This is a genomic window from Gluconacetobacter asukensis (assembly GCF_014174375.1).
GTDB lineage: Bacteria > Pseudomonadota > Alphaproteobacteria > Acetobacterales > Acetobacteraceae > Gluconacetobacter > Gluconacetobacter asukensis.
Genome location: NZ_JABEQE010000009.1, coordinates 105,432 through 125,298 on the forward strand (window position 1 = coordinate 105,432; position 19,867 = coordinate 125,298).

Annotated in this window: 16 protein-coding genes; 10 read left to right on the forward strand and 6 right to left on the reverse strand. The window is 63.6% G+C overall.

What is annotated here, in order from left to right; all coding sequences use genetic code 11:
- Window positions 1–38: 38 nt before the first annotated feature.
- The 4 genes from HLH35_RS11715 to HLH35_RS11730 all read left to right on the forward strand — a co-directional run bounded on the left by HLH35_RS11715 (window position 39) and on the right by HLH35_RS11730 (window position 4,238).
- Window positions 39–1,277 carry a cytochrome b gene (locus HLH35_RS11715; protein ID WP_182979304.1) on the forward strand — a complete coding sequence of 413 codons (1,239 nt, stop codon included), beginning with the start codon at window positions 39–41 and terminating at the stop codon, window positions 1,275–1,277.
- Window positions 1,274–2,056 (forward strand): cytochrome c1, encoded by a 783-nt coding sequence (locus HLH35_RS11720; protein ID WP_182979305.1) that lies wholly within the window; start codon window positions 1,274–1,276, stop codon window positions 2,054–2,056. The genes HLH35_RS11715 and HLH35_RS11720 overlap by 4 nt, the downstream gene beginning before the upstream one ends.
- Window positions 2,046–2,963 carry an S-methyl-5'-thioadenosine phosphorylase gene (locus HLH35_RS11725; RefSeq protein WP_182979306.1) on the forward strand — a complete coding sequence of 306 codons (918 nt, stop codon included), beginning with the start codon at window positions 2,046–2,048 and terminating at the stop codon, window positions 2,961–2,963. Before HLH35_RS11720 ends, HLH35_RS11725 begins: the two co-directional genes overlap by 11 nt.
- Window positions 2,964–3,128: 165 nt before the next feature.
- Entirely contained in the window at window positions 3,129–4,238 is a 1,110-nt protein-coding gene (locus tag HLH35_RS11730; protein WP_182979307.1) for an acyltransferase family protein, read from the forward strand.
- A gap of 86 nt (window positions 4,239–4,324) precedes the next feature.
- On the opposite strand, the gene HLH35_RS11735 is transcribed toward HLH35_RS11730, so the two are convergent.
- From HLH35_RS11735 to HLH35_RS11750, 4 genes are all read right to left on the reverse strand, one after another.
- The gene (locus tag HLH35_RS11735; protein WP_182979308.1) at window positions 4,325–5,356 is read right to left on the reverse strand and encodes a hypothetical protein; all 1,032 of its coding nucleotides are present in this window, start codon (window positions 5,354–5,356) and stop codon (window positions 4,325–4,327) included.
- Entirely contained in the window at window positions 5,349–6,974 is a 1,626-nt protein-coding gene (locus tag HLH35_RS11740; protein WP_182979309.1) for a glycosyltransferase family protein, read from the reverse strand. Before HLH35_RS11740 ends, HLH35_RS11735 begins: the two co-directional genes overlap by 8 nt.
- A 26-nt stretch (window positions 6,975–7,000) precedes the next feature.
- A complete protein-coding gene (locus HLH35_RS11745) occupies window positions 7,001–8,593 on the reverse strand; it encodes an FkbM family methyltransferase (RefSeq protein WP_182979310.1) in 1,593 nt (530 codons plus the stop codon).
- A 369-nt stretch (window positions 8,594–8,962) separates the two neighbouring features.
- Window positions 8,963–9,631, reverse strand: coding sequence for a dienelactone hydrolase family protein (locus HLH35_RS11750; protein ID WP_182979311.1), 669 nt, complete (start codon window positions 9,629–9,631; stop codon window positions 8,963–8,965).
- Window positions 9,632–9,676: 45 nt separating this feature from the next.
- On the opposite strand from HLH35_RS11750, the gene HLH35_RS11755 reads away from it, so the two are divergent.
- Complete coding sequence (locus HLH35_RS11755) at window positions 9,677–9,877, forward strand: DUF4169 family protein (RefSeq protein ID WP_182979312.1); 201 nt, start codon at window positions 9,677–9,679, stop codon at window positions 9,875–9,877.
- Between the two features lie 46 nt (window positions 9,878–9,923).
- Here HLH35_RS11755 and HLH35_RS11760 read toward each other — a convergent pair whose 3' ends face one another.
- Window positions 9,924–10,184 (reverse strand): usg protein, encoded by a 261-nt coding sequence (locus HLH35_RS11760; protein WP_182979313.1) that lies wholly within the window; start codon window positions 10,182–10,184, stop codon window positions 9,924–9,926.
- Between the two features lie 273 nt (window positions 10,185–10,457).
- Here HLH35_RS11760 and HLH35_RS11765 point away from each other — a divergent pair, with 273 nt between their 5' ends.
- From HLH35_RS11765 to HLH35_RS11775, 3 genes are all read left to right on the forward strand, one after another.
- Window positions 10,458–10,748 carry a co-chaperone GroES gene (locus HLH35_RS11765; RefSeq protein ID WP_114726807.1) on the forward strand — a complete coding sequence of 97 codons (291 nt, stop codon included), beginning with the start codon at window positions 10,458–10,460 and terminating at the stop codon, window positions 10,746–10,748.
- Between the two features lie 53 nt (window positions 10,749–10,801).
- Complete coding sequence (gene groL / locus HLH35_RS11770) at window positions 10,802–12,442, forward strand: chaperonin GroEL (RefSeq protein WP_182965596.1); 1,641 nt, start codon at window positions 10,802–10,804, stop codon at window positions 12,440–12,442.
- Between the two features lie 349 nt (window positions 12,443–12,791).
- A complete protein-coding gene (locus tag HLH35_RS11775) occupies window positions 12,792–12,995 on the forward strand; it encodes a cold-shock protein (RefSeq protein WP_012225746.1) in 204 nt (67 codons plus the stop codon).
- Window positions 12,996–13,003: 8 nt separating this feature from the next.
- Here HLH35_RS11775 and HLH35_RS11780 read toward each other — a convergent pair whose 3' ends face one another.
- Window positions 13,004–15,958 carry an ATP-dependent DNA helicase gene (locus tag HLH35_RS11780; RefSeq protein ID WP_182979314.1) on the reverse strand — a complete coding sequence of 985 codons (2,955 nt, stop codon included), beginning with the start codon at window positions 15,956–15,958 and terminating at the stop codon, window positions 13,004–13,006.
- Between the two features lie 108 nt (window positions 15,959–16,066).
- On the opposite strand from HLH35_RS11780, the gene HLH35_RS11785 reads away from it, so the two are divergent.
- Entirely contained in the window at window positions 16,067–17,686 is a 1,620-nt protein-coding gene (locus HLH35_RS11785) for a lysine--tRNA ligase (protein WP_182979315.1), read from the forward strand.
- Between the two features lie 42 nt (window positions 17,687–17,728).
- Complete coding sequence (locus HLH35_RS11790) at window positions 17,729–19,792, forward strand: lysylphosphatidylglycerol synthase domain-containing protein (protein ID WP_182979316.1); 2,064 nt, start codon at window positions 17,729–17,731, stop codon at window positions 19,790–19,792.
- Window positions 19,793–19,867 lie beyond the last annotated feature (75 nt).

Consider the following 19,867-nt stretch of genomic DNA (forward strand, 5'->3'; position numbering starts at 1 on the left):
GAAGGCGGGCGCCGCAGGGGCGGAGGATGTGAGGACCGATGACGGACGCTGGTTCCCGCGACATGCCGGATGAACAGGAGAAGACGGGCGTTGTGGCCTGGCTGGACGCACGCCTGCCGGTCGTCTCGGCCTTTCGCCGGGAGTATGTCGACTACCGGACGCCGCGCAACCTGAACGGGCTGTGGAATTTCGGTGCGATCCTGACGGTCGTGCTGCTGGTGATGCTGGCCACGGGCATCTTCCTGGCGATCAACTATACGCCCACTGCCGCCGGGGCCTTCGCTTCGGTCGAGGCGATCGAACGCCAGGTGCCCAGCGGGTGGCTGCTGCGGTCGATCCATGTCACGGGCGCCAGCATGTTTCTGGCGGCATTGTACATTCACCTGTTTCGCGGCCTGTATTACGGGTCCTACAAGGCGCCGCGCGAGATGCTGTGGCTGACCGGGCTGGTGCTGCTGGCCATGGTGATGTTCACCGCTTTTGCCGGTTACGTGCTGCCCTGGGGGCAGATGTCGTATTGGGGGGCCGATGTCGCGGGCAAGGCCGTCGATGCGATCCCGGGCGTGGGGCCGTGGCTGGAACATTTCCTCCAGGGCGCCGATGCGCCGGGGGACGTGTCGCTGCACCGCTTCTTTATCCTGCACATGGTGCTGGCCTTCGCGGTGCTGGGTGTGGTGGGCGTCCATGTCGCGGCGCTGCATGTGACCGGCTCGAACAATCCTCTCGGGATCGAGCCGGCGGGGCCGCGCGATACGGTGCCTTTCCATCCTTATTATACGAGCAAGGACGCGCTGGGGTTGGTCCTGTTTGCGCTGCTGTTCGCGGCGGTGGTGTTCTTCCTGCCGAATGTGGTGTTCGAGGCCGAGAATTTCCGCCCCGCCAATCCGCTGCATACGCCGGCCGATATCGAGCCTGAATGGTATTTCCTGCCGTTCTACGGGATATTGCAGTCGGTTCCGTCGAAATTCGGTGGACTTCTGGCTTCGGTGGGCGCGATCCTGGTGCTGTTCCTGGTGCCGTGGCTCGACCGTTCGCCGATCCGCTCCGCGCGGTTCCGGCCGTTCTATCGGGTCTGCATGGGGTTGCTGGTCGTCTGCTTCATCCTGCTGGGCTTTGTCGGCCGTCATCATGCGCAGGGAGGGTGGATGATCGCCGGACGGGTGGCGGTGGTCTATTATTTCGCGCATTTCCTGGTCCTGCTGCCGCTGTCGGCCCGCACCGAGCGCGGGATCGTTCTGCCGGATGGCATTGCCGATGCCGGGAGGCGTGGGGCATGAGGGGTGGGATGCGGTTGCGGCTCGGCTTCCTGCTGGGCCTTCTGGCGTCGCTTGCCGATATCTCTCACGCGATGGCGCAGGCGGGGCCGCATGATCGGCCGCCGCACCAGGTCTGGAGCTTCGAGGGGCCGCTGGGCCGTTTCGATCTCTCTGCCGTCCAGCGGGGCTACGCCGTTTATGCCCAGGTCTGTTCGGCCTGCCATGGCATGAAATCCATGACCTATGGCGACCTGGCGGCGATGGGGCTGACCATGGAGCAGGTCAGCCGGATCGCGGCCACGCAGCAGGTGCCGGGTGGGGTGGATGCGCAGGGCGACCCGGTCACGCGGGCTGCGACGCCGGCCGATCATTTCCGTGATCCGTTCGCCAACCCGGAGGCCGCTGCGGCAGCCAATAACGGTGTGGCGCCGCCGGACCAGTCACGGCTGGCGCTGGTCTATCCGGGCGGGCCGGACCGGATCTATGCGGTGCTGACCGGCTACCGGGAGCCTCCTGCGGCCTATCGCCCCAGCCATGCCGGTGCGGTGTACAATCCCTATGCAAGCGGTCGGGAAATCGCGATGCCGCCGCCATTGCGCGACGGGCAGGTTGTCTATACCGACGGCACGCCCGCCACCACGGCGCAGGAGGCGCGCGATGTCACCACCTTCCTGGCGTGGGTGGCGCAGCCCCATCTGGAGGCGCGCCATCGCCTGGGTATGCAGGTGGTGTTGTATCTTCTGTTCCTTGCCGTCCTGGTGTTCCTTCTGAAACGGAGAGTCTGGTCCGATGTCCACTGAAACCGCCCCCCTTTCGTCTGCGCAGGACGCCGTCGAACCCGTGATCGGCCTGATCGGCGGATCGGGCCTGTATGATATCGACGGGTTGGAAGAGAAGGAGTGGCGCACGGTCGAGACTCCGTGGGGTCTGCCGTCCGACCAGTTGCTGTTCGGCCGGCTGGACGGCGTGCGCTGCGTGTTCCTGCCGCGTCATGGACGGGGGCACCCGATCCCGCCGTCGCGCCTGAACTACCGCGCCAACATCGCGGCGCTGAAGATGTCGGGCGTGACCGACATCGTGTCGCTGTCGGCCGTGGGCTCGCTGAAGGAGGAATTGCCGCCGGGGCATTTCGTCATTATCGACCAGTTCATCGACCGTTCCTTCGCGCGGGAGAAGAGCTTCTTCGACACCGGGTGCGTGGCCCACGTGTCGGTGGCCGATCCGCTGTGCCCGCGTATCGGTGACGTGCTGGAAGAGGCGGCGCGGGAGCTGAAGCTGGATGTGACGCGCGGCGGCACCTATCTGGTGATGGAAGGCCCGCAATTCTCGACCAAGGCCGAGAGCAATCTCTATCGCTCCTGGGGGTGCTCGGTGGTCGGCATGACCAATATGCCGGAGGCCAAGCTGGCTCGTGAGGCGGAGATCTGTTACGCGACCGTCGCGATGGTGACGGATTATGATTGCTGGCATCCGGACCATGACAGCGTGACGGTCGATGCCGTGGTCAAGGTCATGATGTCGAATGCCGACCGGGCCCGGGCGCTGGTCAAGTCGGTGATCCCGACCCTGGGCCGTCCGCGCGGCCTGTGCCCGGCCGGGTGCGACCGGGCGCTGGAGCATGCGCTGATTACCGCCCCTGAGAAGCGCGACCCGGTCCTGCTGGCGAAGCTGGAGACCGTTGCGGGCCGGGTGCTGTCGCGCGGCTGATGTCCCGGCGGGGTGCGCCGGGATGTGCCCGGCGCACCTGTCTGGCGGCCCCGGTCCTGTGGTGAAGGTGGACAACCTTCCGGGCCGGCTTTCTGGCCGATTTTGTTGAAAAGAATTATAAAATATGGGACGTAGTATCTTCCTTGGCGGGGGGCGCTACGTCCCATGGTCTTTCCGTTTATCGACGTGCTGCGCGGCTTCGCGGCGATAAGCGTCGTCGTCTATCATGTGATCATGCATTTCAACTGGGTTGGATTTCCGACCTCGGGTCCCCTGGTGTGGTTTCGCACGGGGTGGATGGGGGTCGATCTTTTCTTTGTCATTTCGGGTTTTGTAATAAGCCTCTCGGCTTTTTCCACCCTTGATAAGACTGCGGATAGAAGAAAATTCCTGGCGCATTTTGCACGGCACAGGATATTACGCATTGTGCCGCTGCATTATGCGACGTGTGTCGTGTTTGTAGTCTATATATATCCTTTCATGTTCTTCAGTCTGGATGGATGGAAGCAATTCGCGACGCATGCGTTATTTATTCACAATTTATTCTTGATGCACCAGGGTGGAATAAACGGTGTCAATTGGTCTTTGGGTGATGAGGCGCAGTTCTATGTTCTGATGATGTTCGTGGCCGTCTGGCTGCGCCAATGTCCGCCCTGGATCATCGGGGTTGGCGCCGTTGCGATTGCCTGGACGTGGCGGTTATTCATCTATCATGTAACGGATATCTCGGGACCGCTCGGGGTGTTTCCCCGCTTTGTCTATGCGACTCAATTGCCGGGAATGCTGGATGAATTTGCCTGTGGGATTCTGCTGGCACGGTTTGTTCGCACAAGGGAAGGGCGGCGGTTTATAACGACCAATTCTGCGCGGCTATGGGTATTTCCTGCGGCGACCGTACTCATGGGAGGCATATCGTTTCTCGTATATTGGCATAATGCAATATATTGGGATTCGGAATGGATGGTGGTGAGTTACAAGACGCTGTTTTGTGTCTCTTGTGGTCTTCTTGTGTTGTCGGCATGTTCCGTTAATCAGAAATCCCTGCTGCTGATTTCAGCACCATTCAGATATCTGGGCACGATATCCTACGGGATATATTTATGGCATCTGTCCATTATCGAGGCGTTCAAGAGATTGGGTTGGCTTTCCGGCCCGCAGGCCTTGCCGACGATCCTTATCCTGACCATCCTGTTTGCGTCTGCGTCATGGTATTTTTTTGAAAAACCCATAATGCAGCGATTTGGACGCCGGCTCTCTCCTGACGCCGGCGCGTAGTCGGGTCTTTCGAGGGTAAGAAATTTCCTCGTGTGCGTTCGTCAGGGCATGGATGGCATGCGCCGTTTCCTTCTGTCGCCGCAATATCAGCGTACTTCCCGTTCCTTCATGAAATTTTCGAATGAGTTTGCGCCGCTGGAGAACGGGTGGGGGAATTGCCGCCGGAGAGCGCCATCCTGTCGATAAGCCAGCCTGTGCTGGGGAGGGATCGGGTTGCCGCTCTCGTAACGGGCGAAGGCCCACCAGCGTTCCGGCAGGCCCTTTGGTGCCTTTTGCGCCAACTGGTCCCGGTACCAATACATCAGTTCGAAGACTTCGATACGGTTGCCGCAATAGCGTTCCAGCATGACTTCGCCGGCCCATGTGACCTTGGTGAAGTGAAAGAAGCGCAGTACGCTGTCGGCGGCGCGAATGACGCCGTTGGAATCAATTGCAATCGGACGCTGGCTGAGATTCCAGCTGGCAACATTATAGCCCGGATCACGCAGGATCAGCACGTCGTCAAAGAATGCGGGAACGTGATCGCACCATTTTTGATCGGTAAACAACCCGTTGGGAACGTCGTCAAAGCAGAAGGAAAGGAGCCGGTCACGCCACCATTCGGCGAAACGCCGACCTTCGGGGCGCCCGGATACGGCCACGAAGCCAAGATTGTAGATTCCGAATTTCAGGGAGCCGATTTCGTTGTCCCGAATGGCGATCTCGCTGGTGTCCGGCCGCAGCTGATGAGGCGTCAGGATGACGTTATGGGTATCCAATGCACGTTCGATATCCGTCAGATCCGCGAAAATCGCGATGTCAGGATCAATATAGACGATTTTTTCAGCACCCTGCTCCAGCAGGCGGCAGAGCATCTTTCCCTTTACGGCCGTGCAGAGTTCGACGATGTCATGTTCGAACATCCATGAATCGAGATTGGGTATTCCGAGCTCCCCGATGCGGACGAGGGCATCGATTGGCTCTTCATCCAGGTTGAAGACGAACCCTTCGGGTTCGATATCTGACAGGCAGAACGTGAACGCCCAGTCCGGATGATGGCGATGCAGGGTCTCGCCCAGAACGCGGACGCGATCGAGATAGGAAAACGAAGCACTTGTGAAGCATTGTACTTTAGTCATCCTGCACCTCAGACAAGAGCTCTGAACGGCTGGTCATTTCTTGTTCGCGCTGATCGCGGAGCCAGGCGATGCTACCCTCCTCGGCCAGGAGATAGCCGCGTTGGCGGCTGGAAAGTTTCAGAATGTTCGATAATTTGCCGGTGGCGAGAAGCGCCACCAGTTCGTCTTCGCTTTCCAGAAGAAGACCCTGTCCGGGGGCAGAGCGGCGCAGGAGGACGGGAACGTTGCCTTCTCCGTCGGGTGCCAGCAGGAAGGCGCCGCCGGCCAGAGCCTCGTAGGCTGCGTAGCAGAAGGTCTCGGGCCAAAGCGACCAGTTGACGACCACGTCGATGTTTCGGGCGACGACGGCCCTGATCATGGCATCTGGCCCGTCAGGGGCAATATTGACTTGTGTATAGATAATGTGCCCCGCCGCAGGAACGGAATGCGCCAGTCCGATATGATGGAATTCATAGCGAGGATCGTTCTGGAAATGCTGGGCCAGATTCTGGAAGACCGGCCATCCTTTCGGGTAGGCTCGCTGACCGAGGAAGGCGATCCTGATCGGACGCCCGGTGATGCCCGTTTCGAACGGAATGTGCGAGTCACTGAGCAGCAATCGGCCAAGTGGACGAGCCAGGGCAATGGCATGAGAAAAGGAAGCATGCTTCAGCCAGAGGGCCAGCGCGGCTTCGGATGGCGCCATGACGCATGGCGTGAAGCGCGTGAAAAAGGCCTCGATGCGGGCCAGGAAAGCGGGCCGATCCTCGCCATGGCTACAGATTCCGCAGGCCATCGAGTGGGAGGGCGGCGCATGGCAATAGACGGTATCGTTGCGCAGCAGTTGGACACTGCTGCAGAGGGTGAAGAAATCGTGGGTCCAGACAATGATGCGATCGTGACATACGGCCTGAATGATGTCGCCGATATCCTCGGGAGCATGGCCCATGAGATGGTGGATGACGGCGTGAACCGGATGGCCTTTCGGCCGGGCGTGGACAAGTGCCTGGATCAGGCTGGCCGGCGTGGCGTTGCCCAGTCTCGTGCCATTCAGGCAAACGGACAAGGCGACCGGCAGCCCTGGGACCTGACCGGCCAAGCCCAGTCGGGGGCAGGCAGGAGACAGATGCAGATAATTCCATGAATGCTCCGAGCAGGTCGCCTGCTCGACCGAAATCAGCTTCTGCACGCCACCGACATTCTTGCGGTAGTCGTCATGACTGACCGACAGGATGGTCGGTCCATCGAGGAATCCGGCTTGCAACAGGCTGGACAGGCGCCCTGCCGACAGGACGCCCTCGTCTGGTATCGTGGGGGCCGGGTTTATATCCAACTTTGCCCGGAAGCTATTCTGGACGCGTGCGCGCATGTCCCGCAAAGGGGGAATGGCTTTTCGTCCTTCATGTCGGCCAGCGAAGACATAGTGATGCAGGGGGTTTATCCCGGCTTTGGCGACGTCGGGATTTCGCTGCAGGTAGAAGCCCGTATCGAAGGAGATGCTGGGGTTGCGGCCCTCTCGCCAGCCAGTCGCGCAATAATGTTCCAGCGGGTCGATGCGCAGTTCCGCCACATCGGGATAGGAACGAAGGTAAAATGTTCTGTCGAAGAAATGTTCGAGAGCCGCAATATGGTCGTTCATGGCCCGATCCCAGGTTGGCGCTTCGTTCAGTTCTTGAAATATTTATTGCGAATGCTGGCCGCGACGCGGCGTCCTGCGCGGGCTAGCTTCTGGATCGTCGGATGCTTCTCGGCAATCTGCCGCATCGGCGATGTTACCCGCCAGATCGTACTGATTTCGATGTCCCTGATTCGATTTTGTAGCTGTTGATGTACATCTTGTAGAACAATGGTCTGCCCGGAGTGGTAATCGACCAGAGATTGCATTTGGTCGAGTTGTAATTCCTTGTCTCTGAGATCATCGCGGATCGTGCTTTCCAGATACTTTCCGGCTTCGGCGATCGGATCGAGCATATGGGCCGTCGTGGCGGCAAGTTCTCTCTCAAGGCGCTGGATTTGCGCCTCGGCTGCCGTCAGTGCGCGGGCACGATGCGCGAGTGCGTCGACCAGCTTCTGATTGTGCGCCTGTGCTGCCGTGAGTGCGCCGGCTCGATGCGCGAGTGCGTCAACCAGTTCCTGATTGTGCGCCTGGGCCGCGGCATGGGCTGTCTGCTCGTGCACGAAGCTGTCTGTCAGATCCTGGTAGCGTGCTGAAAAATCGTTCAGTGCCTGCTGTTGGATCGTGTTCTGTTCATGAGCTTCGCGCAGGGCGTCGCGCGCAGAACGCTCCAGTGCTGTAATTCTGTCTCCGATCAATTCGCCATTATGCCAGCCGGGCGCCAGGAAGGTCTCGAAATCTTCGCCGCGCATGTAATGTCCGGCCCGAGCCGCGACGGCCGGGACGTCCTTGCCCTCCCATTCCGGCATGCCCCAGCGGGGGGTCTCCCATAATGCTTCCCGCAGGTCCGCCACGCTGCTGATCGTGCGCAGGATGCAGTTATGGGCGCGCAGTTTTTCGTCCAGGACCGGCTGGAAGCGGGGGGCAGCCAGCAGGCCGGCTTCAAAGGCGAAGGGAAAGATCGGGGTGGCCGCGTGACGGAAATTTTCCGGATTGTGGCTGGGGAAGGCGAAGTAGAAGACCTCAAGACCCCAGGATAATAATCGTTCGCAGAGCGCGAGGGACTGGGCATCCTCATTGCATTCCAGCCAGAGGGTTACCTGGCCTTGGGAGAGGAGGCGGGCATGGCTGTCGAGGATGCTGAGTTCCATTCCCTCCGCATCGATCTTGATCAAGTCGAACGGTCCCTCCTCCTGCCAGAGATCGGACAGCTCCTTGATTGCCGGCACTGTGGGTTGCGAGGTCTGGACCGACGCGTCGGGGGTAAAGGATGTGGCCCCAATGTTGCCTGGATCGCCATGAGCAGCGGCCACCTTCATACCCGCCCTCCCGATCAAATTCTCCTTGATGGTATGGGGGATGCGTGCGTTGCTGGCGACGTTATGGGTCAGGAAGGGAATGACTGCCGGATTGGCGTCTACGAAACAGACATGGGAAATCTTGCGCAGCAACGAGATGCCAAGGCCGAAGGTACCGAAGCACGCGCCGATATCCAGAATCCGTGCGTTCTCCGGCACTATGGAGGCGACGAAGGAGACTTCATCCCATGCCCATTCGCCATAATGGGCAAGAAAACGGCCGATAAGGTCATCTTCTGCCGTGGGGATTCTGAACGCCCCGTAGCGCGTGTCGATGTCTTGCAAATGTCGTGCTTCCTTGTGTCCCAGATACATCACGCTGTCGGAACAGTGTGTGGTAAGGATCGCACGTAGCGCCGCCCCGTCGCAGATGTCGGCTTGCACCCGTCCAGCACCAGATTCGGCATGATCCGCCTATTGCCTCGGTTCGCTCATCAACAGTTCAAGGGCATCTTGCCCGTCAACGACGTGAACGCGAGACATGCCCGGCGGTTATGTGCGTCGATGCAAATATTTTGACTGATGATGTGATCCGCGCCGGGCGATCTTGTGATGAGAAGCAGAAGGTCATGTTCCCTATGTGGCTGACCAACACATATTCGTGATATTTCTGCAGGTATCATGCTGGCTGCAAGGCGGCTGCCGTTGGGAGGCTCAGAGCTGCCGGTCGAAGAAGGCCAGGCTGCGGGTCTGGGCCAGTTCCGCCGCCGGAGCATTGAAGCTGGCGCGTTCTGAACAGCCGAACCCATGCCCGGCATCGGGGTAGATGTAGATCAGCAGATCAGGATGGGCGGCACGGATGGCAGCGATATCGGAAAGCGGGATCGATCCGTCGGTCTCGCCGAAATGCAGTTCCACCGGGCAGCGGGGGAGCAGGTTCCGCTCGGCGGCGATGCCGGCGCCATACCATCCGACCGCCGCCCCGAAACTGTCGGTCCGGCAGGCAGCCTGCCAGGCGAGCGTGCCGCCCCAGCAATAGCCGATGATGCCGGTATGGGCCGGTTCCAGCCCCAGCGCCCGTGCGGCGGCGACGATATCGAGCAATGTGTCTTCGGGCGGGATTGCGGCGCGCAGTTTAAGGCCCTTCTGTACCCCCTCCTGATCGTAGGCCAGTTCCACACCGCGTTCCGCGCGGTCGAACAGGGCCGGGGCGATGACGCGGTATCCCTCGGCGGCGAAGGCGTCGGCAACCGTGCGGATATGGTGATTGACGCCGAAAATCTCCTGCACCACCACCAGCGCGCGGGAGGCATCGGCCGGGCCGGCACTGTAGGCGGAAAGCGTGTGACCGTCCGAGGCGGTCAGGGTAATGGTCTGGCTCATGGGCGGGTCCTTTTCTGTGCCAACGATGGCCGGTAGAGTGGCGCCATGGCTGAGATCGTCAATCTGCGGCTGGCGCGCAAGCGTAAGGCCCGCGCGGAACAGGCCGCCGTGGCGGCGACGAACCGCGCCCTGCATGGCAGGACGGCCGCCGAGCGCGATCGCGACCGGCAGGAGGCCGATCGGGCCCGGCGCACGCTGGATGGCGCGCGGCTGCCCTCCGGGACCGAGCGGGACGGGCAGGGCTGACATGACCCTGGCGGCCTGCCAGCCCTGTGCTGTCAATGTTGGGCGGTCAATGTAATGTGAGACAGGTCGAGGCATGGCGCAGTGCCGGAGGGCCGATCAGGGCCTGCTGCGCCACCTTGACCGAGTGCAGTTGGCCCTCCAGCGAACGGGTCCAGAAATCGAGAAACCGGCGGAGCTGCGGATAGGACGGCGCCAGATCGAGTTCCTGCCAGATATAGGTCTGGAGCAGGGTCGGATGGTCGGGAAGGCGATAGAGGATCTCGGCGGTCGTCAGGCGGTAGTCGTTGAGCTGGAGCCGCAAGGACATGGACACCTCGGTGCGGGATCGACGGTTGTGGATACATCGTCAGCCTGCGGGATCGGCCGGGCGCATTTCAACAAAAATTCTTTATTCCCAGAAACTTGGCAGTCATCGAAAGAAAGTGCTGCCAAAGCGTTGACATGGGCGGGGTGGGCACCTACCTGTTTGTTGGCACTCTCGCAAGGAGAGTGCTAAAGCGACGCGGCTCTGGCGCGCGTGCCAACCCGGTGGCGTTGCTTATTCAAGGGCGTTACCTTTTTTGATGTGGAGCGATCCATAATGACGAATTTTCGGCCCCTGCATGACCGTGTGGTCGTCCGTCGCCTGACCGGCGAAGAGAAGACGGCTGGCGGCATCATCATCCCCGACACCGCCAAGGAAAAGCCGATGGAGGGCGAGGTCATCTCGGTCGGCCCCGGCGCGCGGAACGAGCAGGGACAGATCGTCGCCCTCGACGTGAAGGCGGGCGACAAGGTGCTGTTCGGCAAGTGGTCGGGCACCGAGGTCAAGATCAATGGCGAGGAGCTGCTGATCATGAAGGAAAGCGACATCATGGGCGTGATCGCCTGAAGTCCTTCCTCTTTCCTTTCTGATCGACGAGTTTCCCACAGGAGAATTCTAAAATGGCAGCCAAGGACGTAAAGTTCGGCGGTGACGCACGCCAGCGCATGCTGCGGGGCGTGGACATTCTGGCCGACGCGGTGAAGGTGACCCTGGGCCCGAAGGGCCGGAACGTCGTGCTCGACAAGAGCTTCGGCGCGCCGCGCATCACGAAGGACGGTGTGTCGGTCGCCAAGGAAATCGAGCTGGCCGACAAGTTCGAGAACATGGGCGCCCAGATGGTGCGCGAAGTGGCCTCGAAGACCAACGACGTCGCCGGTGACGGCACGACGACCGCGACCGTGCTGGCCCAGGCCATCATCCGCGAGGGTGCCAAGGCCGTGGCCGCGGGCATGAACCCGATGGACCTGAAGCGCGGCATCGACAAGGCCGTCAAGGCCGTCGTCGAAGAGCTGAAGAAGAACACCAAGAAGATCACGACCCCGGCCGAGACGGCGCAGGTTGGCACGATCTCCGCCAACGGCGAGCATGAGATCGGCGAGATGATCTCGCAGGCCATGCAGAAGGTCGGCAGCGAGGGCGTCATCACGGTGGAAGAGGCCAAGGGCCTGCACACCGAGCTGGACGTCGTCGAGGGCATGCAGTTCGATCGTGGCTATATCTCCCCGTATTTCATCACGAATGCGGAGAAGATGGTTGCCGATCTGGACAATCCCTACATCCTGATCCACGAGAAGAAGCTGTCGTCGCTGCAGCCGATGCTGCCGCTGCTCGAGAGCGTTGTGCAGTCCGGCCGTCCGCTGCTGATCCTGGCGGAAGATGTCGATGGCGAAGCGCTGGCGACCCTGGTCGTCAACAAGCTGCGTGGCGGCCTGAAGATTGCTGCCGTCAAGGCGCCGGGCTTCGGTGATCGTCGCAAGGCGATGCTGGAAGACATCGCGATCCTGACCGGTGGCCAGGTGATCAGCGAAGATCTGGGCATCAAGCTGGAGACCGTGACCCTGGCGATGCTGGGCCGCGCGAAGAAGGTCCGGATCGAGAAGGAAAACACCACGATCGTCGAGGGTGCCGGCGCATCCGACGACATCAAGGGCCGTTGCTCGCAGATCCGCGCGCAGATCGAGGAGACCTCCTCGGACTACGATCGCGAGAAGCTGCAGGAGCGTCTGGCGAAGCTGGCCGGTGGCGTTGCCGTCATCCGCGTCGGCGGCTCGACCGAGGTCGAGGTGAAGGAGCGCAAGGATCGCGTCGACGACGCGCTGCATGCGACCCGCGCCGCCGTCGAGGAAGGCATCGTTCCGGGTGGTGGCACGGCGCTGGCGCGTGCGTCGACCGCGCTGAGCCATCTGGAGTTCCACAATGCCGACCAGCGCGTCGGTGCGGAGATCATCCGCAAGGCCCTGCAGGCTCCGCTGCGCCAGATCGCCCACAATGCGGGCGAAGACGGTGCGGTGATCGCCGGCAAGGTGCTGGAAGTCAGCGACTACAACTATGGCTTCGACGCCCAGATCGGCGATTACAAGGATCTGGTCGCGGCCGGTATCATCGACCCGACCAAGGTCGTCCGTACCGCGCTGCAGGATGCGGCGTCGGTTGCCGGCCTGCTGATCACCACCGAAGCGATGGTGGCCGAGAAGCCGGAAAAGAAGGCCCCGCCGGCTCCCGGTGGCGGCATGGGCGGCATGGGCGACATGGATTTCTAAGATCCATCAGCCTGCCGGTCCGGGCTTCGCGCCCGGGCCGGATGCTGCCGGTTTCGGCAAGAAAAGAAGGGCCGTCCGTTCGCGGGCGGCTCTTTTTTTGTTCGACAACAGGGATTCGGGTCTCGCATCCTCTCATTCCGGAGGCTGGAAGATCGGCATGGCGATGACATGACATGCTCGTTTTTTAGAATTTCCGGCGTTCGGATGGTTTGACAAACCGGCAGGGTTCGTGCGCCCATAATCGCATCTGGATCGATGCTGATCGTCGGCGGGTGGGCCCGTCGGGTATCGCGTGTCGGACGGACATCGATCGAGCGGCATCATGCCGGCAACAAGGGACGAAGTGACTATGGCGACGGGTACCGTGAAGTGGTTCAACGCAACCAAGGGTTTTGGCTTCATCATGCCCGAGGACGGGGGCAAGGATGTGTTCGTGCACATCACCGCCGTCCAGGCGGCGGGCCTGCGGGGGCTGAATGAGAACCAGCGCGTCAGCTATGACGTCGTGACCGAGCGCGGCAAGGCGGCGGCATCGAACCTCAAGCCGCTCTGACGGCAAGATTACGGGGCGGGGGGCCCTGCGTGCTCCCCGTCCGCCGAGGCGCGCAGGAATGCTTCCAGTTCCCGCGCGGTTTCGGCAAGGCCGGCCCGGCGGATGACGACGCCGTCGGGGAAGGCCGACATCAGCCGTGATGGCGCCCGCCGGTCGAGCAGGACGAACGCGCCCCGGTCGCCGGTGCTGCGGATCAGTCGGCCGAAGGCCTGGCGCAGGCGCAGGCGCGCGATCCGGTCGTCATATTCGCCCGGCGCCCCGTGCGACAGATGCGTGCGGCGCTCGCGATGCAGGATGTCGGGGCGGGGCCATGGCACGCGCTCGAACACCACCAGACGCAGCGACCGGCCGGGTACATCCACCCCGTCGCGCATCGCATCCGTACCCAGCAGGCACGAATTTTCTTCCGAACGGAAGATATCGACCAGTGTGGCGTTATCCATGCCGTCGACATGCTGGGCATAAAGCGGGATGCCCGCTTCCTCCAGCGGTTGCGACAGGCGCCGATGCACGGCACGCAGGCGGGAAATCGCCGTAAACAGGCCCAGGCCTCCGCCACCGGCCGCCAGGAACAATGTACGATAGGCTGCGGCGAGTGCGCCGATATCGTCATGGGCCACGTCGGTCACGATGAAGGCGCGGCTCTGGTGCCGGTAATCGAACGGGCTGGCCAGCGATGCCCGCAGCGCGGGCGAGGGGAGGTGGCTGGCGCCGGTCCGGGCCTCGGCGGCCTCCCATGCGCGTTCGGCTTCCTCCGGGTCGCCTCTTCCGTTTTCGTCGCGCAGGGTCGCGGAGGTGAGCAGGACCCCGTGCGCCGGCGCCGCCAGCACGGTGGCGAAGGGAATGGTCGGGTCCAGCCAGTGGCGGTGCAGTCCGACATCCTGCTCGCCGGGTCGTTGTCCCTCGCGCCGGTCCATGCGGATGAAATCGACATATTGCGGGGCGCCGAGCTGGGTGTCGTCACGCGTCTCGCCGATCGCGCGCAGCATCGCGCTCCATCCGTCGACACGGCTCAGGGCGCGGCGGCGCATCGTCCGCACGGCGGCTTCGATCCGCTCGCGCGTGGCGGGGTCGAGTTCGCCCGATTCGTCATCCAGCCGCTCCAGCAGCCGATCGACCAGGGTGCGCAGGGCGACCGACAGCCGGTCCAGTGCCCGGGCCAGCGTGGCTGCGGCCGGCGACACGTTCTCGGCCAGCGGGTGCAGGTCGCATTCGATGGAGCCCTGCTGCATGGCAGGCGACTGGGCGGGGTCGCCGGCCCGGCTGCGTGCCAGGACCTGGCAGGCCAGCAGGTGCAGGAACTGTTCGCACGGATTGGGCAGGGTCTCGGGAGAGGGCGCCGCTATCGAGGCCGGATCGTCGGCGGGTGGTGCAGGTGTGGATGCGCGCAGCATGTTGGCCAGACGGCCCGACCAGCCGGGCGCGGGCAGGGCGTGGGCAGCCTGCAGGACGGCATCCAGCGGGGATTCCAGCCTGGCATCCCCCACTACCAGATCGTCCAGGCGGCGTTTCAGGCCACGGGCGCGGGAGCGTGCCCCTTCCGCCCCCAGAAGCCAGCGGCGCAGTTCCGCCGCTTCCAGCCCCGAGAGTTCGACGGAGAAGGCGCTATCGGCCGCGTCCATCACATGATGGCCTTCGTCGAACACGTAGCGGGTGGGGATATTGTCTTCGTCCGAGGCGGTGTCACCGCCCATGGCGTGCCATGCGGCCTGGGTCATCACCAGCGCATGATTGGCGATGACCAGGTCGGCCTGGCGCGCGCGCCGGATCGAATGTTCGACGAAACAGCGTTGATAATGCGGGCAGGCGCCGTGGATGCACTCGCCCCGGCGGTCCGCCACGCCTGCGATGGTGCCGCGCCCGAACAGGTCGCCGAACCAGCCGGGCAGGTCGCCGCCCATCAGGTCGCCATCCGCGGTGATACCGGCCCAGCGGGCCAGCAGCGACAGCGCGACGATGCCGCCTGACGGGCCGCCCCGATTGCCGGCGATATTCACGGCCTCTTCCATGTTCAGCAGGCACAGATAATTCTCCCGTCCCTTGCGCAGGACGACATGCTGTCGCCGGATGGCCGGGTCGGGGTAGAGGCGCGTCAGTTCGCCTTCGATCTGGCGTTGCAGGTGCCGTGTATAGGTGCTGATCCAGACGGAGCCGCCATTGCGTTCGGCCCACAGGCTGGCGGGGGCGACATAGCCCAGGGTCTTGCCGGTGCCCGTTCCCGCTTCGGCCAGCACCATGTGCGGGTCGCCCCGTGTCAGGCGCGGGGCGAAGGCGGCGCTGGCCGCGCCGGCGAAATCGGCTTGGCCGGCGCGGGTTTCCGCCTGCGCGCCCAGCATTTCCGCCAGCCGGCGGCGGGCATCGGTGATTGGCACCGGCAGGCTGGACGGGGCGGGGCGGGGGGCGGTTTCCTCCCATTTCGGCAGGCGGCGCCAGACGCGGATGGCATCGCCGGGTTGCAGAGCTTCCGCCGGGAGCGGGTGGGTGGCATGCAGGGCCGCCAGCACGCTGGGGCCCCATGCCCAGCCGGCATGGTCCATCCGCACCGCCAGCGCAGCCATTTCCTCGCCGGCCGGGGTCGGCTGTCGGGCGGCGATGTGGTCGAGCAGGATATCGGCGAGATCGGGCAGCAGGTCGGCTTCTGCCCCGCCGATCCGCGCATCGTCCAGTCCCAGGGCCAATGCCAGCCCACGTGCCGTGGGCGGGACCGTCCGGCCGGGCATGGCGAACAGGAACAGTTCCAGCAGGTCGAGCCATGGTGTGGGCTGGGGCAGCGGGGGAAGGCCCAGCCGGCGTGCGGTCAGCGGTGCATGCACGACCATGGGCGGCGGCATGTCGCGCAGCAGGCGTGCGGCTTCCTCTCCCGGCACGGTCAGCAGCTCGCCGTCTGGAGTCAGCAGCGAACAGGTGCCGTGGCGCGCCACCAGGGCGGGCGGGAGGTCCGGGGAGGGGGGCGGTGTGGCCATCAAGGGAACATATAGGGGACAAATCGCCGTCTGTCGCCCATCTGGCAGACAGATGATGTATGGTATGGATTGACCCATCAGGTTTCAGTTCATAGCTTCCGGCGCATCATGTCCGATCAGAACCGTCTCGACCCCGCTTCCCTGCCCAAGGCCTGGCCGTTCGAAGAGGCGGCCAAGCTGGCCGCCCATGTCGAACGCAAGGCCCTGCCGGCCGATGCGCCCGCCCTGCTGGAAACCGGCTATGGGCCTTCGGGCCTGCCGCATATCGGCACCTTCGGTGAGGTCGCGCGGACCTCCTGGGTCCGGCAGGCCTATACGCGCCTGACGGGCCGGTCGACGCGGCTGCTCGCCTTTTCCGACGATATGGATGCGCTGCGCAAAGTGCCGGACAATGTGCCGAATGGCGACATGCTGCGCCAGCATCTGGGCAAGCCGCTGTCGCGCATTCCCGATCCGTTCGGCACGCACGAATCGTTCGCCGCGCACAATAATGCACGGCTGCGCTCGTTCCTGGACGGATTCGGCTTTGAATATGAATTCGCGTCTTCCACCGAGTATTATGCCAGCGGCCGGTTCGATGCGGCGCTGCGCCGGGTGCTTGAGGTGCATGACGAGATCGTCGCGGTTATCGCCCCGACCCTCGGCCCGGATCGCCGGGCGACCTACTCCCCCGTTCTGCCGGTTCATCCGCGTACCGGGCTGGTGATGCAGGTGCGCATGGACGGCATCGACCCCGTTGCCGGGACAGTGCGTTGGACCGACGAGGATGGCGAGACGTTCGAGACCCCGGTGACCGGCGGCCATGCGAAGATGCAGTGGAAGGCCGACTGGGCCATGCGCTGGTTCGCGCTGGGCGTGGATTACGAGATGTCGGGCAAGGACCTGATCGACAGTGTGAAGCTGTCGGGCAAGATCTGCCGCATCCTGGGCGGCGAGCCGCCGGCTGGCCTGACCTATGAGTTGTTCCTGGACGAGAACGGCCAGAAGATCTCCAAGTCCAAGGGCAACGGCATCTCGGTCGAGGAATGGCTGCGCTATGCGCCTGCCGAGAGCCTGGGCCAGTATATGTTCAACGCGCCCCAGCGGGCGAAGCGTCTGTTCTTCGACGTCATTCCCAAGGCGGCGGACGAATATCTGGCCAATGTCGCACGCGCCCGGACGCAGGGGGATGATGCGGCGCTGCTGTCCAATCCGGCCTGGTTCATCCATGCCGGGAAGATCGACGACAGCGCGGGCAGCCCGCTGACCTTCGCCATGCTGCTCAATCTGGCCAGCGTGGCGAACGCGGAGACGCCTGACGTGCTGTGGAAGTTCATCCATCGCTATGACGAGGCGGCCTCGCCCGAGACCTGCCCGATGCTGGCGCGGCTGGTGGATCACGCGATCGTCTATTACGCGGATTTCGTGCGTCCTTCGAAGACCTATCGCGAGCCCGACGCGCGGGAGCGTGCGGCGCTGGCGGATCTGGCGGAGATGCTGCGTGGGCTGGATGCCGGGACGGCGGACCCCGATACGCTGCAGAACCTGGTCTTCGAGATCGGCAAGCGCCATGGGTTCGAACCGCTGCGCACCTGGTTCGGCTGCCTGTACGAGGTTCTGCTGGGCCAGACGGAAGGGCCGCGATTCGGCATTTTCATCGGATTGTACGGTGTGGCGGAAACCGTGGCGCTGATCGAGGCGGCGCTGCTTCGGGCGTCGGCGGGGACCGCGTCTGTCGTCGCCGGTTGACGCACCGGCGATGAGTTCTGCCATGGCCGGGTTCGCTCTCTCATGGTTCTGAATTGCTCCCTGCCGCCGGAGGAGCCGGCGCCGCCGACACCGGGCTGGCGACGCCTGTTGCGACACCTGCCGCATGTCGTGGGCCTGGGCCTGATGATCGCTGCGATCGTCGTGGTCCAGCACGAGGTGCGGGACCTGCATTGGGATGACATCCGCGCGGCCCTGGGGACGATACCGGCCACGACCATGATGCTGGGGATCGGCTGCACGATCCTGTCCTATTTCATCCTGTCCTTTTACGATTGCCTGGCGGTCTTGCAGGTCGGTCGCCGGTTGTCGTTCCGCAGGGCGGCCTTCGCGTCGTTCTGTTCCTATGTCCTCTCGCACAATCTGGGCTTTGCCGCGATCTCCGGGGCGGCGGTGCGCTTTCGGCTGTATGGCAACTGGGGGCTGGGGCCGTTCGATATCGCGCAGATCATTGCCTTCTGTTCCGCGACCTATCTGCTGGGGGCGGGGGCGCTGATCGGTGCGGTGCTGCTGCTGGAGCCCGGCGCGGTTCCGGTCATCGGGGCGCATCTGCCGCATCTGGTCCTGTCGGGGATCGGGCTGCTGCTGTGGGCGGGGGTGGCGGTCTATATCATGCTGGGGCTGTGGCTGACGCAGGTGCGGATCTGCCGCTGGACCATCGTGCTGCCTCGGCCGGCGATGGCGTTTGCCCAGATGCTGGTCGCGGCCGCCGAAGTCGCCGCCACGGCCGGGATTGCCTACATCTTCCTGCCGCCGGGGATCGGGCTGGGCTATGGCGTGTTCCTGGCCATCTATATCGCTTCCTACACCGCCGGGCTGGTGGCCAGCGTGCCGGGTGGGCTGGGCGTGTTCGATGGTGCGATGATGCTCGCGCTGGGGGCTTACCTGCCGCCGTCGCAGATCGTCAGCACCATTCTGGTCTTCCGGCTGTTCTATTACATCATCCCGCTCTTCCTCGCCGGGCTGATGTTCGCGGGGCATGAGCTGTTCCTGCGCGGTGATGCCGCCCTGGCGCGCAAGGCGGCGCCTCGTGCGCCCCGGCGTGGACCGCGCGAGGTCCGGCCGAGCCATGTGATCCGCGAGAGCGAGGCTGATTTCTCGGTTGTCGTGGCGACGGGGGCGGTCTCGATCTGCGGCGCGCTGCTGATCGCGCTGACGATCCTTGATCCCGCATCCTGGAGCAATGCCGGCGGCCTGCATCATCTGGTGGGCGTGGCGGGCGACTATCTGCTGTCGCTGATCGGGGTGGCACTGATCGGCCTGGCGGTGGGCCTGTCGCAGCGTGTGACCCTGGCGTGGAAACTGACATTGGGCCTGCTGGTCGGGGCTGCCGCGCTGACCCTGCTGCGTGGGGCGTCGCTGGCCGTGCCGGGCATTCTGGGGCTGGTGGCGGTCCTGATCGCGCCGTTCCGCAGTTCCTACTATCGGCATGCGCGGATCTTGAGCGAACCGCTGTCGTTTCGTACCGGACTGTCGCTGGTGCTGCTGATCGGCTGCGTGTTGGTGCTGGTCTGCTCGGGGCCGCAGGACGAGGTTGGCGGAAGCTGGTGGGAAGTGATGTTGTTCACGGCCTCTCGCGGCGTCGCGCAATGGGTCATGGGGCTGGCCGTCGTGCTCGGCCTGGTCATGATCGGCCGGCTGGTTCGCCCCGGCCGGATCGCGGTACTGCCCTGGGATAGCGCAGGCGAGGCCGAATATCGCACGCTGGACCATGCGGCGGACGATCTGGGGCCGATCCAGCCTGCCGGGCTGATCCCCGGTGAGTCCGGCCTGGCCCTGCTGCCGTTCCTGAGGACGGAGAATTTCCTGATTGGCCTGGGTGATCCCGCCGGGGCATCGACCGACTGTGCCTCGGCCATCTGGTGGTTGCGTGACCTGGCGGTGCAGGAGCGCAGGCAGCCGGCATTCTGGCAGGTTGGGGCCTCGATGCTGGATGTCTACAACGATCTGGGCCTGACATCCTGGCCGCTGGTGGAAGAGACCGGGGACGATCTGTATCTGTGCTGCGTGCCGCAGAGCGTGCAGCATGTCATTTCCGTCATGCAGACCGCTGGCGCCGCACCCGCACTCCGGCTGGACGGGGCTTGACTGGCGGGCCGGTCTGGGAAAGACGATAGGCGGCTTTCGACTGGTGGCGACTGGTCGGGCATTGCCGCACGATCG

What these genes read in the sequence shown, in the direction of transcription:
- HLH35_RS11755 (WP_182979312.1), top strand. Translation starts at nt 9,677, where the DNA reads ATGGCTGAGATCGTCAATCTGCGGCTGGCGCGCAAGCGTAAGGCCCGC.
- HLH35_RS11785 (WP_182979315.1), top strand. Translation starts at nt 16,067, where the DNA reads ATGTCCGATCAGAACCGTCTCGACCCCGCTTCCCTGCCCAAGGCCTGG.
- HLH35_RS11775 (WP_012225746.1), top strand. Translation starts at nt 12,792, where the DNA reads ATGGCGACGGGTACCGTGAAGTGGTTCAACGCAACCAAGGGTTTTGGC.
- HLH35_RS11750 (WP_182979311.1), bottom strand. Translation starts at nt 9,631, where the DNA reads ATGAGCCAGACCATTACCCTGACCGCCTCGGACGGTCACACGCTTTCC.
- HLH35_RS11735 (WP_182979308.1), bottom strand. Translation starts at nt 5,356, where the DNA reads ATGACTAAAGTACAATGCTTCACAAGTGCTTCGTTTTCCTATCTCGAT.
- HLH35_RS11765 (WP_114726807.1), top strand. Translation starts at nt 10,458, where the DNA reads ATGACGAATTTTCGGCCCCTGCATGACCGTGTGGTCGTCCGTCGCCTG.
- HLH35_RS11725 (WP_182979306.1), top strand. Translation starts at nt 2,046, where the DNA reads ATGTCCACTGAAACCGCCCCCCTTTCGTCTGCGCAGGACGCCGTCGAA.
- HLH35_RS11720 (WP_182979305.1), top strand. Translation starts at nt 1,274, where the DNA reads ATGAGGGGTGGGATGCGGTTGCGGCTCGGCTTCCTGCTGGGCCTTCTG.
- HLH35_RS11715 (WP_182979304.1), top strand. Translation starts at nt 39, where the DNA reads ATGACGGACGCTGGTTCCCGCGACATGCCGGATGAACAGGAGAAGACG.
- HLH35_RS11740 (WP_182979309.1), bottom strand. Translation starts at nt 6,974, where the DNA reads ATGAACGACCATATTGCGGCTCTCGAACATTTCTTCGACAGAACATTT.
- HLH35_RS11760 (WP_182979313.1), bottom strand. Translation starts at nt 10,184, where the DNA reads ATGTCCTTGCGGCTCCAGCTCAACGACTACCGCCTGACGACCGCCGAG.
- HLH35_RS11730 (WP_182979307.1), top strand. Translation starts at nt 3,129, where the DNA reads ATGGTCTTTCCGTTTATCGACGTGCTGCGCGGCTTCGCGGCGATAAGC.
- HLH35_RS11780 (WP_182979314.1), bottom strand. Translation starts at nt 15,958, where the DNA reads ATGGCCACACCGCCCCCCTCCCCGGACCTCCCGCCCGCCCTGGTGGCG.
- HLH35_RS11790 (WP_182979316.1), top strand. Translation starts at nt 17,729, where the DNA reads ATGGTTCTGAATTGCTCCCTGCCGCCGGAGGAGCCGGCGCCGCCGACA.
- groL (WP_182965596.1), top strand. Translation starts at nt 10,802, where the DNA reads ATGGCAGCCAAGGACGTAAAGTTCGGCGGTGACGCACGCCAGCGCATG.